The organism is Kineosporia mesophila, assembly GCF_021129235.1.
Classification (GTDB): Bacteria; Actinomycetota; Actinomycetes; order Actinomycetales; family Kineosporiaceae; genus Kineosporia; species Kineosporia mesophila.
Genome location: NZ_JAJOMA010000003.1, coordinates 193,596 through 207,600, shown reverse-complemented (window position 1 = coordinate 207,600; position 14,005 = coordinate 193,596). Strand labels below are relative to the sequence as shown.

The following is a 14,005-nucleotide window of genomic DNA, read 5'->3' as shown; positions in this document are numbered from 1 at the left end:
GAAGTGGAGAGAAGTTTCCGGAACACCCTAGTGGAAGTGGAAAGGCGGATTCCACTTAGTTTCCCCCTGGGCAGAGGCTGTGTCGCGGCTGAGCGAGGCGCCCTGGAAATGCGCAAAACGGATATTCTGCCTACCGTCCCGGGGTTGCACCACTACGGGCTGTACGGACCAAGGAGGGTCTCGTGACGTCGTCCGCCCTGCCGCTGCTCGCGGCCGGAACCGTGAAGGCGTCGGGGGACGCCCGGCTGATCACGGCGGCGGTGCTGGGGATCGCCGTCGTCATCGTGCTCATCGCGCTGGCGGGACTGCACCCGTTCCTGGCCCTGGTACTGGGGTCCGCCGTGCTCGGGATCGTCGGCGGCCTCGGGGTCACGGGAACCATCGACAGTTTCACCGCCGGGGTCGGGACCACGGCCGGAACGGTCGGCCTGCTGATCGCGCTGGGCAACATGATCGGGGCGCTGCTGGCCGACTCGGGCGGGGCCGACCGGATCGTCGACCGGGTGGTCAGCCGGGTTCCCGGGGGCCGGCTGCCCTGGGCGATGGCCGGGGTGGCGGCCCTGATCGGACTGCCGCTGTTCTTCGAGATCGGTGTCGTCCTGCTGATTCCGGTGGTGCTCCTGGTCTCCGCGCGGACGCAGGTCCCGCTGCTGAAAGTCGCCATCCCCGCACTTGCCGGGCTCTCGGTGTTGCACGGTCTGGTGCCCCCACATCCCGGTCCTCTGGCCGCGGTCACCGCTCTGGACGCCGATCTCGGTCTGACGCTGATGTTCGGCCTGATCCTGGCGATCCCCACGGTGATCCTGGCGGGGCCGGTGTTCGCGTCGTGGGTGTCGCGGTACGTGGTGGCCCAGGCGCCTGGGGCGCTGGTGGCCTCCGGCGGGGTCACTGAGGACGAGGTCGAGCGTCGAGGAGGAACCGGGGACGTTCGTCCCGGGTCGGGGACGGCCGATGAGGTGGGCGTGCCCACCGACCGGGGCGGACCGGCGTCCACCATCGGATCGACGACCCGCCGCCCCGCCTTCTGGCCCGCCGTGCTGACCATCCTGCTCCCGGTCGTCCTGATGCTCGTGCGGGCCGTCGGTGAGCTGACTCTCGACGAGGGTGACGGGCTGCGCGAGGCCCTCGAGGTGGCGGGGGAGCCGCTGGTCGCGCTGCTGGCCGGTGTGCTGCTGGCCATGTTCACCCTGGGCTTCGCCACCGGGATGGACCGCTCGCAGGTCTCGGGCAGCATTGCCGGGGCGCTGCCGTCGATCTCTGCCATCCTCCTGATTGTCGCCGCCGGAGGCGGTTTCAAGCAGGTGCTGATCGATGCCGGGGTCGGCCAGGTGATCGCCGACGCGGCCCGGGACGCCGACCTGTCGCCCCTGCTGCTGGGCTGGCTGGTGGCCGTCGGGATCCGGGTGGCCACCGGCTCGGCCACGGTCGCCACCATCACGGCGGCCGGCATCGTGGTGCCGCTGGCCGCCGACCTGAGCAACCCCGAGCTGTCGCTGCTGGTGCTGGCGATCGGTACCGGCTCGCTGTTCTTCTCGCACGTCAACGACGCCGGATTCTGGCTGGTGAAGGAGTATCTCGGCCTCACCGTGGGGCAGACGCTGCGCACCTGGTCGGTGATGGAGACGCTGATCTCGGTGATCGGCCTGGCCGGGGTGCTGCTGCTTTCGCTGCTGGTCTAGTCAAGAGGTGTCCTGCCGGTGTCTGATGACTACTGCAGGCAGGGGAGGCCGCATGGGTATCAAGGTCGGCGGTATCGAGTTGTTCATGGGCCCGCCCGCGCTCGGCGGCCCGGACGACCTGGACGAGGTCGTGCGCGACTTCATCGGCGGGGCCAAGCGCAGCCTGGCCGTCGCGGTGCAGGAACTGGACTCGCGATCGGTGGCCGAGGCCGTACTGGCCGCGCAGGCCGCGAAGATCCGGGTGCGGCTGATCCTCGAGGGCGACTACCTCACCGAGACCCGGCCGCCGGGCGACCCCTGGGCGCCGGCCGGTGACAACGAGACCAACCGCGTCATCCATTCCGCGCTGCTGCGGTCGGGGGTCGACGTGGTCACCGACCTGAATCCGGCCATCTTCCACCAGAAGTTCATCGTGCGGGACCCGGGTGAGCCGACCGCCGCGGTGCTGACCGGCTCGGCCAACTTCACCCGTACCGACACCGGCACGAACGACCCGCCGCAGTCGCCGGGGGTGGTCGGCAACAACCTCAACCACGTCGCGATCCTCTACGGCCGCACTGCGGCGAAGACCTACCTGGCCGAGTTCGACCGGATGCGCTCGGGTCTCTTCGGCGCCACGCACGAGCGGGTGGAGGCCCGTCCGGTCGAGTTCCGGCTCGGGAAAGTGCGGGTCAAGCCCGTTTTCGCGCCCCGTCAGGGGCCGGAGATGGAGATCATGAAGCAGATGCTCAAAGCCGCCACCAGCATCGACTTCGCGATGTTCACCTTCGCGCAGTCGTCCGGTATTGACGACGCGATGATCCGCCTGGCGCCGGCCCTGGACCGGCTGCGGGGTGTGCTCGACCGGGGACAGGGTGTGCAGCGGTGGTCGGCGACGCAGCCCCTGAAGGCGGCCGGCGTGGAACTGCACCAGAACCGGCCGGGCACCGGCGTGCGCAAGCTGCACCACAAGCTCATGGTGATCGACGAACGACTCCTGGTGATCGGCAGTTTCAACTACACCGGCCCGGCGACCACGCTGAACGACGAGAACATCATCGTCATCGGTGATCTCGAGGAGACCGACGCGGTGAGCGAGGAAGCGCAACGGCGTCTGGCGGGCTACGCGCTGGCCGAGATCGAGCGGATCGTCCGGGACCTGGCCGAGCCGGTCTGAGCCCGTCCGGGGTTCAGGGATCGGCGTTAATTCTTTGTTTCGCCGCCCGGGCGGTCCTGAGCGTGGATTCATCACAATCAGATGACAGCGGGCCCACAGCAGTGACATATCGGCCGAACTAAGGGCAACCTTACTGGCCAGACGGTTCCCGAGTGGCTAACGTGCACCGAAACTCGCGGGTAACAGGAAGTTTTGCACTTCGTTCCCGTTCTGGTCATACCGTGTCCCAGCCCCGTTCCGGGGTGATCCAGTCGCGTCTGCTCCTCTGCTCCGCCGGAAGTCCAGCTCCGTCGCACTGCCTGTTCCTGTCAACGCGTTCCACCAGGTCCCGTTCCCGAACCCGCACCGCCCGGTCGTAGGTCCGCCAGAAGGAGAGTCCGACCCGTATGTCAGCTCCGCTCGACGTACCCGGGGGTGCGACCGAAGCACAGCCCGAGGCCGTTCTCTCCGGTGCCGGGGTGGCGATCCAGGGGCGCTCCCTCACGCGGATCGCCTGGCTGCGGCTCCGGCGTGACCGCTGGGCGCTGGCCGGCGGCGTCATCGTCGTCCTGCTCATCCTGATCGCGATCTTCGCGCCGCTGGTCGTGGGTCTCCTGGGCCACCCGCCCAACGAGTTCCACCCCGACCAGATCGACCCGGACCTGGCCACGCCGATCCACCCGCTGGGTGGCATCACCGGCGACTTCCTGCTCGGCGTGGAACCGCTGAACGGTCGCGACCTGTTCAGCCGGGTGGTCTACGGGGCCCGGATCTCTCTGCTCATCGCGTTTCTCGCGACGCTGCTGTCGGTGCTCATCGGCACGGTGCTCGGGGTCGTCGCCGGCTACTACGGCCGCTGGGTCGACACCCTGATCAGCCGCACCATGGACCTCTTCCTGGCGTTCCCGCTGCTGGTGTTCGCCCTGGCCCTGGCCGGCGTGGTGCCCGACAAGGCGTTCGGGCTGAACGGCGACGCCCTGCGCATCGCGCTGCTGATCTTCATCATCGGCTTCTTCAACTGGCCCTACATCGGCCGCATCGTGCGCGGGCAGACCCTGTCGCTGCGTGAGCGTGAGTTCGTCGACGCCGCACGTAGTCTCGGCGCCCGCACGCCGTACATCCTGTTCCGCGAGCTGCTGCCGAACCTGGCCGCGCCGATCCTGGTGTACGCCACGCTGCTGATCCCGACCAACATCCTGTTCGAGGCGGCCCTGTCCTTCCTCGGCGTGGGTGTGCGCCCGCCCACCCCGACCTGGGGCGGCATGCTCTCCGAGGCCACCACGTACTACCGGGTCGACCCCACCTTCATGATGGTGCCCGGTGTCGCGATCTTCGTGACGGTGCTGGCCTTCAACATCCTCGGTGACGGCCTGAGGGACGCCCTGGACCCCCGCGCCCGCTGACGTCCCACTCGTACGGGGGTTCGGCGCTGTTCCCCTGCAACGATTTTCCAAGAAGGTGCCGTGCTGGCCAAGACAGTGAAGGTGGAACACACCATGAGAAGAAGGCGCACGACCATCGCCGTCGCCGGCGCTGCCGCGCTGACGGTGAGCCTGACGGCGTGCGGCGGGGGATCCTCGTCCGGCGACGGCGGGGCCTCCGGTGGCGCGGCCAAGTTCGACGCGGCTGTCACCGGTGTCGTCAACTCCTCCGACGCCAAGGGCGGCACCCTCCGCTACGCGAACGAGGGTGAGTGGGACTCCACCGACCCGGGTGACACCTACTACGGGTACTCCTGGAACTTCGCCCGGTACTACACGCGCACGCTGGTGACCTACAAGTCCGCGCCCGGCGCCGAGGGTGCCACCCTGGTGCCGGACCTCGCGACCAGCCTGGGCAAGTCGTCCGACGGCGGCAAGACCTGGACCTACACGCTGAAGGACGGCCTGAAGTTCGAGGACGGCTCGCCGATCACCTCGGGCGACATCCGGTACGCGGTGGAGCGCCAGCTCGACAAGACCACGTTCCCGCACGGCCCGACGTACTTCAACGACTTCCTGGCCGACGTGCCCGAGGGCTACTCGGTCTACAAGGACAAGAAGGACCTCGACTCGATCGAGACGCCCGACGACAAGACCATCGTCTTCCACCTGAACCAGGCGTTCAGCGGGTTCGACTACTTCGCCGCCCTGCCCTCCACGGTCCCGGTGCCGAAGGACAAGGACACCGGCTCGAAGTACAAGTCCTCCGTGGTCTCGTCCGGGCCCTACAAGTTCGCGGACTACCAGTCGGGCAAGAGCTTCAAGCTGGTCCGCAACGACCAGTGGGACGCGGCCACCGACGAGGTGCGCCCGGCCCTGCCGGACAACATCGACGTGACGCTCAACGTCAACAAGGACGACATCGACCAGCGTCTGCTCTCGGGTGACCTGGACGTCTCCGTCACCCAGCTGGGTATCGGCGCGGCCGCCAAGGCGCAGGTGCTGGCCGACCCCGAGCAGAAGAAGAACGCCGACTCGGCTCCGCTGAACCGCACCTGGTTCACCTCGATCAACAGCGAGGTCGCGCCGTTCGACAACATCGACTGCCGCAAGGCCGTCATCTACGCGGCCGATCGGACCGGTTACCAGACAGCCTTCGGCGGCTCGATCGGTGGCGGCGACGTGGCCACCAGCCTGCTGCCCCCGACCATCCCGGGCCAGCAGAAGATCGACCTGTACCCGGTCAGCTCGCCGACCGGTGACGAGGCCAAGGCCAAGGAGGCGCTCACCGCCTGCGGCAAGCCGGACGGTTTCGAGACCAGCTACAGCTACCGCGTCGAGCGCCCGGCCGAGAAGGCCGCCGCCGAGTCGATGCAGCAGTCGCTGGCCAAGGTCGGCATCAAGCTGACGCTGAAGCCCTACCCGCAGAGCGACTACTTCTCGCTCTACGCCGGCAAGCCGTCCTTCGCCAAGAAGGAAGGCCTCGGCCTGATGGCCAACGGCTGGGGCGCCGACTGGGCCGACGGTTACGGCTTCCTGTCGCAGCTGGTCGACAGCCGGGTCATCCGGGAGACCGGTGGCGCCTCGAACCTGAGCGTGCGCGACCCCGAGGTCGACAAGCTCATCGACCTGGCCGTCAACGAGCAGGACACGGCCAAGCGTGAGCAGGAGTGGGCCGACATCGACAAGAAGGTCATGGAAGGCGCCTGGGTGTACCCCGGTGTCTGGGCCAAGGTGCTGCTGTACCGGCCCAAGACCCTGACCAACGTGTTCGTCAGCAGCTCCTACGACGGGTACGACTACTCCGCGCTCGGCGTGGCGAAGAGCTGAAAGGCAATACAGCACCGTGAATCGACGACGACGGCGACCGGAAAGGACTGAGCAGTGACGGCATTCATCGCCAGGCGCGCGGTCGCCGCCGTCGTCATCCTGGCCCTGGTCAGCTTCATCACCTTCGCGATCTTCTTCCTGGTGCCGAGGCTGGCCGGGGCGAGTGCCGACGACCTGGCCTCGCGCTACGTGGGCAAGACGGCCGGCGCCGAGCAGGTGCACGAGCGGGCCGTACAGCTCGGCTTCACCGACCCGGTGTACGTGCAGTACGGCGACTTCGTGAAGGGCATCTTCGCGGGCCGCGACTACGACCTCGGCGGGCCGGCCCCGGAGCACTGCCCGGCTCCCTGCCTCGGGTTCTCGTTCATCGACCAGAACCCGGTGCTGCCCGACCTGCTCGACCGGCTGCCGGTGACACTGTCCCTGGCCGCCGGCGCGGCGCTGATCTGGCTGATCAGCGGCGTCGGGGTCGGAGTGCTCTCCGCGCTGCGCCGGGGCACGGTGTTCGACCGGGCGGCCATGGCCGTGGCGCTCGCGGGTGTCTCGCTGCCGGTGTTCTTCACCGGTCTGCTGGCCCTGTCGGTGTTCAGCTACACCCTGAACATCTTCCCGCCGGGCAGTAGCTACACCCCGTTGCTGGAGAACCCGATCCAGTGGGCCTACGACCTGATCCTGCCCTGGGTCACGCTGGCCTTCCTGTACGCGGCCGGGTACGCCCGGCTGACCCGGGCCGGGATGCTCGAGACGATGAACGAGGACTACATCCGCACGGCCCGGGCCAAGGGCCTGCCCGAGCGCACGGTGGTTCTGAAACACGCCCTGCGCTCCACGCTCACCCCGGTGCTGACGATCTTCGGTCTCGACCTGGGTCTGCTGGTGGGTGGCGCCATCCTGACCGAGTCGACGTTCTCGCTGCCCGGTCTCGGCTCGTACACGGTGCAGGCGATCTCCCACAACGACCTGCCCAAGGTGCTCGGCGTGACCCTGCTGGCCGCCACCTTCGTGGTGATAGCCAACCTGGTCGTCGACATTCTCTACGCCGTGATCGACCCGAGGGTGAGGCTGTAAGTGACGGAGGACAAGCGTCCCTTCCTTGAGGTCCGGGACCTGCGTATCCACTTCCCGACCGACGACGGTCTGGTGAAATCGGTCGACGGGCTCAGCTTCTCACTGGAACGCGGAAAGACGCTGGGAATCGTGGGCGAGTCCGGCTCGGGCAAGAGTGTGTCCAGCATGGGCATCATGGGCCTGCACCGCACTACGAACGCCCGCGTCTCCGGCGAGATCTGGCTGGACGGCGACGAGCTGATCTCGGCCAGTGCCGATTTCGTCCGGAAGCTGCGGGGCCGCAAGATGGCCATGATCTTCCAGGACCCGCTGTCGTCGCTGCACCCGTATTTCAAGGTCGGCGCGCAGATCATCGAGGCCTACCGGCTGTACAACGACGTCAGCAAGAAGCAGGCCCGCCAGCACGCGATCGATCTGCTCGGCCGGGTCGGCATTCCGGAGCCCTCCTCACGGGTGGACGACTACCCGCACCAGTTCTCCGGTGGCATGCGCCAGCGCGCGATGATCGCGATGGCACTCGCCTGTGATCCCGAGCTGCTGATCGCCGACGAGCCGACCACAGCGCTGGACGTCACCGTGCAGGCCGAGATCCTCGACCTGATCCGCGATCTGCAGCAGGAGTTCGGCTCGGCGGTCATCATGATCACCCACGACCTCGGCGTGATCGCCGAGCTGGCCGACGACGTGCTGGTCATGTACGGCGGCAAGGCCGTGGAGCACGCGCCGGTGCGGGAACTCTTCAAGGCCCCCGAGCATCCTTACACCTGGGGGCTGCTCAGCTCGATGCCGCGGATGGACCGGGTCCGCGCCGAGCGGCTGCTGCCTGTTCCCGGTAGCCCGCCGAGCCTGATCAGCCTGCCGCCCGGCTGTGCGTTCAGCCCGCGCTGCCCCTACGACGAACTGACCGACGGGAAGGCGCTGACCGACGTGCCCGAACTGCTCCCGGTACCGGGTGGGACCACGCACAGCGTGGCCTGCCACCTGCCGCACGCCACGCGACGGCAGCTCTGGACGGAAGAGGTGTCACCGCGGCTGTGAGCGACTCCTCTGAAGACCTCCTGCTCGACGTCAAGGGCCTGAAGCGGCATTTCCCGGTGAACCGCGGTGCTGTCCTGCGCCGCCAGGTCGGCGCGGTGAAAGCCGTGGACGGCATCGACTTCCAGGTGCGCAAGGGCGAGACCCTGGGTTTGGTGGGGGAGTCCGGCTGCGGCAAGACGACCACCGGCCGCCTGCTGACCCGTCTGGACGAACCGACCGAGGGCTCGATCGAGCTGGAGGGCCGGGACATCGCGCACCTGTCGCGCGGGGCGATGCGCCCGTTGCGTCGTGACGTGCAGATGATTTTCCAGGACCCGTACTCGTCGCTGAACCCGCGTCACACCGTGGGCTCGATCGTCGGGGCCCCGTTCCGTCTCCACAAGACCCTGCCGGTCGCGAAGATCAAGCCCGCCGTGCAGGAACTGCTCCAGCTCGTGGGCCTGAACCCGGAGCACTACAACCGGTACCCGCACGAGTTCTCCGGCGGTCAGCGTCAGCGCATCGGTGTGGCCCGGGCGATCGCGCTGCGGCCCAAGCTGATCATCGCCGACGAGCCGGTCTCCGCCCTGGACGTGTCGATCCAGGCTCAGGTCATCAACCTGCTCGAAGACCTGCAGAACGAGTTCGGCCTGACCTACGTGGTGATCGCCCACGACCTGTCCGTCGTGCGGCACATCTCCGACCGGGTCGCCGTGATGTACCTGGGCAAGATTGTCGAGATCGCCGACCGGGACAGCTTGTACGAGCAGCCGATGCATCCGTACACGCATGCGCTGCTGTCGGCCGTGCCGGTTCCCGACCCGGACGTGCGTACCGACCGCGAGCGGATCCGGCTGCGCGGCGAGACCCCCAGCCCGCTGAACCCGCCGCCCGGGTGCCGGTTTCATACCCGGTGCTGGAAAGCGCAGGAGATCTGCTCGGTGCAGGAGCCGCTGCTTGCCGCTGCTGCGCCGAGACATGAGGTGGCCTGCCACTTCCCGGAGAATGCGCCGGGCCGGCGCCCGGCCGCCCATCCGATTCAGCCGGCTGAGTAGCGCGGCCTCGGTGGTACCTGACCGGGCGGGCCGACCGTCTCAGGAGGCGGGAGTGGGGCCCGGGGCGAGGGATGACCCGGCATCTACGGACCCGGGGAGCGACCCGCCGGTCAGGGCTCGTTCCGCGGAACGAGCCAGCGGCGGGCAGGCGATCCCGCACACTGCGAGCAACGCTCCCAGCACGAGCCAGCCCCACCACCCCTGAGTGACGGCCAGGAAGGTCACCACCGCCGGCCCCGTGGTCTGCTGAAGTCCCCGGCCCAGGGCGAATACTCCCTGATACTCACCCTGCTTGCCGGGCGGCGGAAGGTGCAGGGCCAGCCCCCAGGACCCGGCTGCCTGGCTCAGCTCGCCCCACACCAGGACCGCGGTGCCGATCAGGAGCAGCGGTATCGCGACGACCGCCGAAGCTCCCTGCGTCGTCGCGAAGATCGCGCACGAGACCGCCAGCACGAGCCCGGATCGGCGAAGCATGCGCGCGGCGCCGGGTACGGTCTCGGCGCCGCGGCTGGCGGCGACCTGGAGCAGGATGACCAGGATGGTGTCGAGCATCAGCAGCACGGCGTTGACCGAGGTCGGTGCGTCGGTGCGGGCGACGATCCAGAGTGGCAGGGCCACAGTCAGTATCGGCTGGTAGAACTCGAGAACCCCGGCCAGCAGCGACAGCCCGAGAAAACGGAGATCGCGCAGCCCTGATCGGGCCTGGTTCGAGCCGGGGGTGGCCACCGCCGGTGCCTGCGTGGACTGCGGGAGCCGCGCGACGATCACGGCGCAGACCGCGTGACCGAAGGCGGAGAGCAGCACCACCGCGAAGAAGGCGGACCGGGTACCGACGGCCAGCGCCGCACCGGCACAGGCCGCGCCGATCATGAAGCCGACATTGAGCAGACTACGCATCTGGGCGCTGACCCGGACCCGGTCTTCCGGCGGGAACAGCGCGTGGGTGAGGGTGGCGCGCAGCGGGGTCACCGATGTCTCGCAGATCGAGATCAAGCTGGCGATCACCACGAAGCCCGCGAAATTTGTCACCCCGCAGTACGCGGCGAACAGGACGACCAGCGCGGCGTACAGCGTGAGAAGAGGCAAACGGGCGCCGAACCGGTCGGCCAGGCGGCCGATCGGCACCGTGAAGAGCAGCCCGGCCAGGCCGGCGACGGACAGGCCGAGACCCACCTGGGTGATGGTGAGGCCGACGGTCTCACGGAAGAAGATCGCGCTCGAGGTGAGGAAGAGGCCGTACCCGATGGACTGCACAATCGTCAGCACGGCGAGGCGACGAGCAGCTCCCTGACCCGGGACGATCTCGGTCAGCCAGGTCCGCATCACGGAGCCGATGCGATCTGCGCCTGTCATTCATGCACCTCAATTTCATTCGCTCGGTGGTGTGCCGGGGCGGATTCGCGGGTACCACCGGATGCTGGGTCAGGAAACGAAGCCGACTGAGATATCGACCCCCGGGCGCGCGGGGCAATGTTATGGGATCGCGGGTGTCTGTCAAAGGCGTCGCCGTGGCCGGGAGAGGCTGATGACCGGTCCCGGGTCGAGCGGCGGTTAAGCGCTGGCCGGCGTTTCGCCATTCCTGAGTCCGGCCGGGCGTTCGGCGGCGGGGGCCGGGCGTAGTTAACCGAGTGGACATTGCCGACGGCTTGCCAAGTCACCGGATGTACCTTAAGGGACCTTTGATCACGATTGTGCATTGCGCAAAGATGTGAAGAGTGAGCTTTGCGTGATCACGATGGGCGGGGGAACGTGTACACGGCCCGATGCAAACTGGAATGTTTCTGGGGGAAAATTGCCTTTCGGAATTCTTGTGCGCCGATGCCTCACGTCTATTCCGGATCAATTCGTCGATCCATTCGGGCCGGTGGGAGAGATGGTTGGGGCTGATCATGGGTGGGGCCGAAGGATATCGGCCCGGTGAAATAGCGAATTCGCTGACCGGTCAATTGCTGAGCCGTCGCGAATGTTCGTAAAGATTTCGCCGCGTCCCGGTCCTGGTTTCTTCCAGCCGTGACGATGCGCCGTGATGCTGATCAGTGAATGGAGGAGCAACGTGGAGCACGACAGCACGTTTCCGCAACCGGCCGGCATTGACCAGGTCGTCCCCGGACTGGTCGGGCACTGGGTCCAGCGGCGACCGCAGGCACTGGCCGTGCGTGACCCGCTGACCGGGGAGAACCTCAGCTACTCCGAACTCTGGTGGCGGGCCGGCCGGCTGGCCGGGGCCCTGGCCGAACGGGGCGTGGGCCGGGGGGATGTGGTCGCTGTGGCCCAGAAGCGTTCGGTTTCCATGGTTGTCAGTTTTCTCGGTGTTCTCCGGGCCGGCGCCGCGTACCTTCCGCTGGATGCGATGGCGCCGGCCGACCGGATCGCCGGCATCCTTCAGGACGCCGGGACCGACCTCGTGGTGCTCGACGCCGGGGCCGGCCTGGCCTGGCCCCAGCTGCCGTCGGACCTGCGGTCGATCACTGTCCCGGACCTGGGCCCGGACCAGGATCCGGACCAGGGCCTGGAGCGGGGCGGCGACCAGGACTGGGCGCCCGGGCTGCGCGGTGACGACCCGGCCTACGTCGCCTTCACCTCGGGGTCCACCGGCCGGCCCAAAGGGGTCGTGGTTCCGCACCGCGCCGTCCGCCGGCTGGCGACCGAAGCGCTGTTCTGCACCGTCGGGCCCGGCGACAGGGTGGGCAATGCCGCCAACCCCGCCTTCGACGCCACCACGTTCGAGATCTGGAACCCGCTCGTCGCCGGTGGGTCGGTGGTCGTGTTGCCCGACGTCGCTGACCTGCCGCTGGACGACTGGATCGCGCTGACCCGTACGGAACGGCTGAGCGCGCTGTTCCTCACCACCTCGCTGTTCCACACCGTGGCCCGGGAGCGGCCCTCGGCCTTCTCCGGACTGGACACGCTCGTGATCGGCGGTGAACAACTGGAGCTGGGGGCCGTGCGCCGGGTGCTGGCGGCCGATCCGCCCGGGCGGCTGGTCAATGGCTACGGACCAACCGAGACAACCACCTTCGCAGCATATTTCGATTGCACCAATCAGAATTTGGCTGATCTGGAACGAATTCCGATTGGTTTTCCCCTGCAGAACACCAGCCTGGTCATCCTGGACGAGCAGCTCTCCCCGGTGCCCGCCGGTGATTTCGGTGAGCTCTGCGTCGGGGGTCCGGGAGTGGCCCTGGGGTATCTGGGCCGTCCAGAACTCACGGCCGAGAAGTTCGTCCACCGTCCGGGCACCGGAGAACTGATCGACCGGACGGGTGCTCGAGGTCGGGATGGGATACACGACCCCGTTCCTGGCCGCCGCGCTCTCCGGCATCCGGCAGCAGTCCGTGGCCGAGCAGGTGGCCCTGGCGGCCAAGACCAGCCGTCATCTGGCCGAGGGCGATCAGCTCGGTGATTCATGGTTGCTGGATGAGCCGCCGTTGCTTTCCCCGGCTTCGTACCTGCAGCCGTACCGGCCGAGTCTGGTCGCGGTGGACAATCTTTCGATCGAGGAGTCGTCGGCGGACCGGGCCGGTGAGGTACTGCGCGAGCTCGGCCTCGACGATCTGGTCACGGTGGTCAACGCCGATCTACGGGACTCGATCGGTTAGCTGCCGGCGGACTTCCGGCCGATCGACTTCGCCTGGGTCGATGCCTGGGAATGTCTCTACTTCTTCGACCACTTCTGGGACCTGATCAACCCGGACGGCGGATTGGTCGTCATGCATTACCTGATGACCTACCCCGAGGGCGAGGCGGTGCTGCACTACATCCAGGAGGTGCAGAAGGCACACCCGGGCGAGCTGGAGGTCGTGAACCTGCTGGAGTCACAGAAGCTGATGCAGAACAGCGTCACCATCCTGCGGCGCACCGCCGGTGTGAAGAATTGTCCTTACGCGGGCCGGGGCGGGGAGGTCCGGTACACACCTGAGTTGCACGACGAGGCGCGTCGTCAGGTGGCACAGCAGAGTGGCCGTTGAGGCCGGCGCCCTCGAACTGAGGAGAACGGCCACAGTGGGAACACCGTGGGCCGCACGACCTGACGCGGTTCGGCACCGGTGTCGGGGCGCCGATCAGGTGTTGATCAGCTCGCGGGCACGGCGGGTGAGGTCCGCATTGCCGGTGACCGGCCCGCCGTCCGGCCCGGTCAGCGTGTCCTCCAGGCCGATCCGGGTGTCGAGGCCCAGGGCCACGGCATGACGCAGCACCGGCCAGCACGCCTCCTGCTCGCCGTGCAACAGGACCGGCACACCCGGATCGCCGAACTCGCGGAGAATGGCGTCGGCCTCGGCCACCGCGTTCTCCGGTGGCACATCGATGATCTCGACGAGTACCCGGATGATGCCGGCGGGGCGGGCGGACGCGAGGAGCTGGGCGTCGCGGTTGCTCCAGACCCCGGCCTCGACCCCGATGCCGATCGTGTGCAGGGTCGCCGCGAGCTCGAGCCGGCCAGGTTCGGAGAGGTTCACCGAGGCGAAGTCAGGCCGCTCGAAAGCTCGTAGCGCCGACCAGCCCTCGACCAGATCACGCCGTGCGGACACGTCGCGAGCGGTGATCCACAGCCCGGTGGACACACCCACCGGGATTCCCGGGCACGCCTGACGCACGGCGCTGACGGCCGCCGCCACGTCGGCCGCCCGCAGTGACTCGGCCGCATCTCTCCCTCGCGGGTGCAGATGCAGGGCGTCGGCCCCGGCCTCCACCGCTTCGCGCGCGGCCGCGGCGAGCTGGTCCGGCGTGACCGGCAGACCAGGATGTTCCGACCGGGTGCGGGACCCGTTGAGACACGCCTTCAGCACCGGACTCTCCCTC

The 14,005-nt window shown here is 68.1% G+C and carries 12 protein-coding genes; 10 read left to right on the top strand and 2 right to left on the bottom strand.

Going from position 1 to position 14,005, the window contains the following annotated elements; translation table 11 throughout:
* Window positions 1–182 precede the first annotated feature (182 nt).
* The 7 genes from LR393_RS05840 to LR393_RS05810 all read left to right on the top strand — a co-directional run bounded on the left by LR393_RS05840 (window position 183) and on the right by LR393_RS05810 (window position 9,205).
* A complete protein-coding gene (locus tag LR393_RS05840; RefSeq protein WP_231482149.1) occupies window positions 183–1,679 on the top strand; it encodes a GntT/GntP/DsdX family permease in 1,497 nt (498 codons plus the stop codon).
* A 52-nt stretch (window positions 1,680–1,731) separates the two neighbouring features.
* Entirely contained in the window at window positions 1,732–2,835 is a 1,104-nt protein-coding gene (locus LR393_RS05835) for a phospholipase D-like domain-containing protein (protein ID WP_231482148.1), read from the top strand.
* 386 nt (window positions 2,836–3,221) lie between these two features.
* On the top strand, window positions 3,222–4,217 hold the full coding sequence (locus LR393_RS05830; protein ID WP_231482147.1) for an ABC transporter permease: 996 nt from the start codon (window positions 3,222–3,224) through the stop codon (window positions 4,215–4,217).
* A gap of 60 nt (window positions 4,218–4,277) precedes the next feature.
* Entirely contained in the window at window positions 4,278–6,065 is a 1,788-nt protein-coding gene (locus LR393_RS05825) for an ABC transporter substrate-binding protein (RefSeq protein WP_231482146.1), read from the top strand.
* Between the two features lie 54 nt (window positions 6,066–6,119).
* Window positions 6,120–7,133: an ABC transporter permease gene (locus LR393_RS36215; protein ID WP_231482145.1), complete on the top strand. Its 1,014-nt coding sequence runs from the start codon at window positions 6,120–6,122 to the stop codon at window positions 7,131–7,133.
* Complete coding sequence (locus LR393_RS05815) at window positions 7,134–8,171, top strand: ABC transporter ATP-binding protein (RefSeq protein WP_231482144.1); 1,038 nt, start codon at window positions 7,134–7,136, stop codon at window positions 8,169–8,171.
* Complete coding sequence (locus tag LR393_RS05810; protein WP_269326764.1) at window positions 8,141–9,205, top strand: ABC transporter ATP-binding protein; 1,065 nt, start codon at window positions 8,141–8,143, stop codon at window positions 9,203–9,205. Before LR393_RS05815 ends, LR393_RS05810 begins: the two co-directional genes overlap by 31 nt.
* Before the next feature lie 39 nt (window positions 9,206–9,244).
* Here LR393_RS05810 and LR393_RS05805 read toward each other — a convergent pair whose 3' ends face one another.
* Window positions 9,245–10,558, bottom strand: a complete 1,314-nt coding sequence (locus LR393_RS05805) for an MFS transporter (RefSeq protein WP_231482142.1) — start codon at window positions 10,556–10,558, stop codon at window positions 9,245–9,247.
* Between the two features lie 700 nt (window positions 10,559–11,258).
* On the opposite strand from LR393_RS05805, the gene LR393_RS05800 reads away from it, so the two are divergent.
* From LR393_RS05800 to LR393_RS05790, 3 genes are all read left to right on the top strand, one after another.
* Entirely contained in the window at window positions 11,259–12,608 is a 1,350-nt protein-coding gene (locus tag LR393_RS05800; protein WP_231482141.1) for an AMP-binding protein, read from the top strand.
* Complete coding sequence (locus LR393_RS05795; protein WP_231482140.1) at window positions 12,541–12,804, top strand: hypothetical protein; 264 nt, start codon at window positions 12,541–12,543, stop codon at window positions 12,802–12,804. Before LR393_RS05800 ends, LR393_RS05795 begins: the two co-directional genes overlap by 68 nt.
* A 111-nt stretch (window positions 12,805–12,915) precedes the next feature.
* Window positions 12,916–13,173, top strand: a complete 258-nt coding sequence (locus LR393_RS05790; RefSeq protein ID WP_231482139.1) for a hypothetical protein — start codon at window positions 12,916–12,918, stop codon at window positions 13,171–13,173.
* Window positions 13,174–13,266: 93 nt separating this feature from the next.
* On the opposite strand, the gene LR393_RS05785 is transcribed toward LR393_RS05790, so the two are convergent.
* Complete coding sequence (locus LR393_RS05785; RefSeq protein WP_231482138.1) at window positions 13,267–13,992, bottom strand: 3-keto-5-aminohexanoate cleavage protein; 726 nt, start codon at window positions 13,990–13,992, stop codon at window positions 13,267–13,269.
* Window positions 13,993–14,005: the final 13 nt, after the last annotated feature.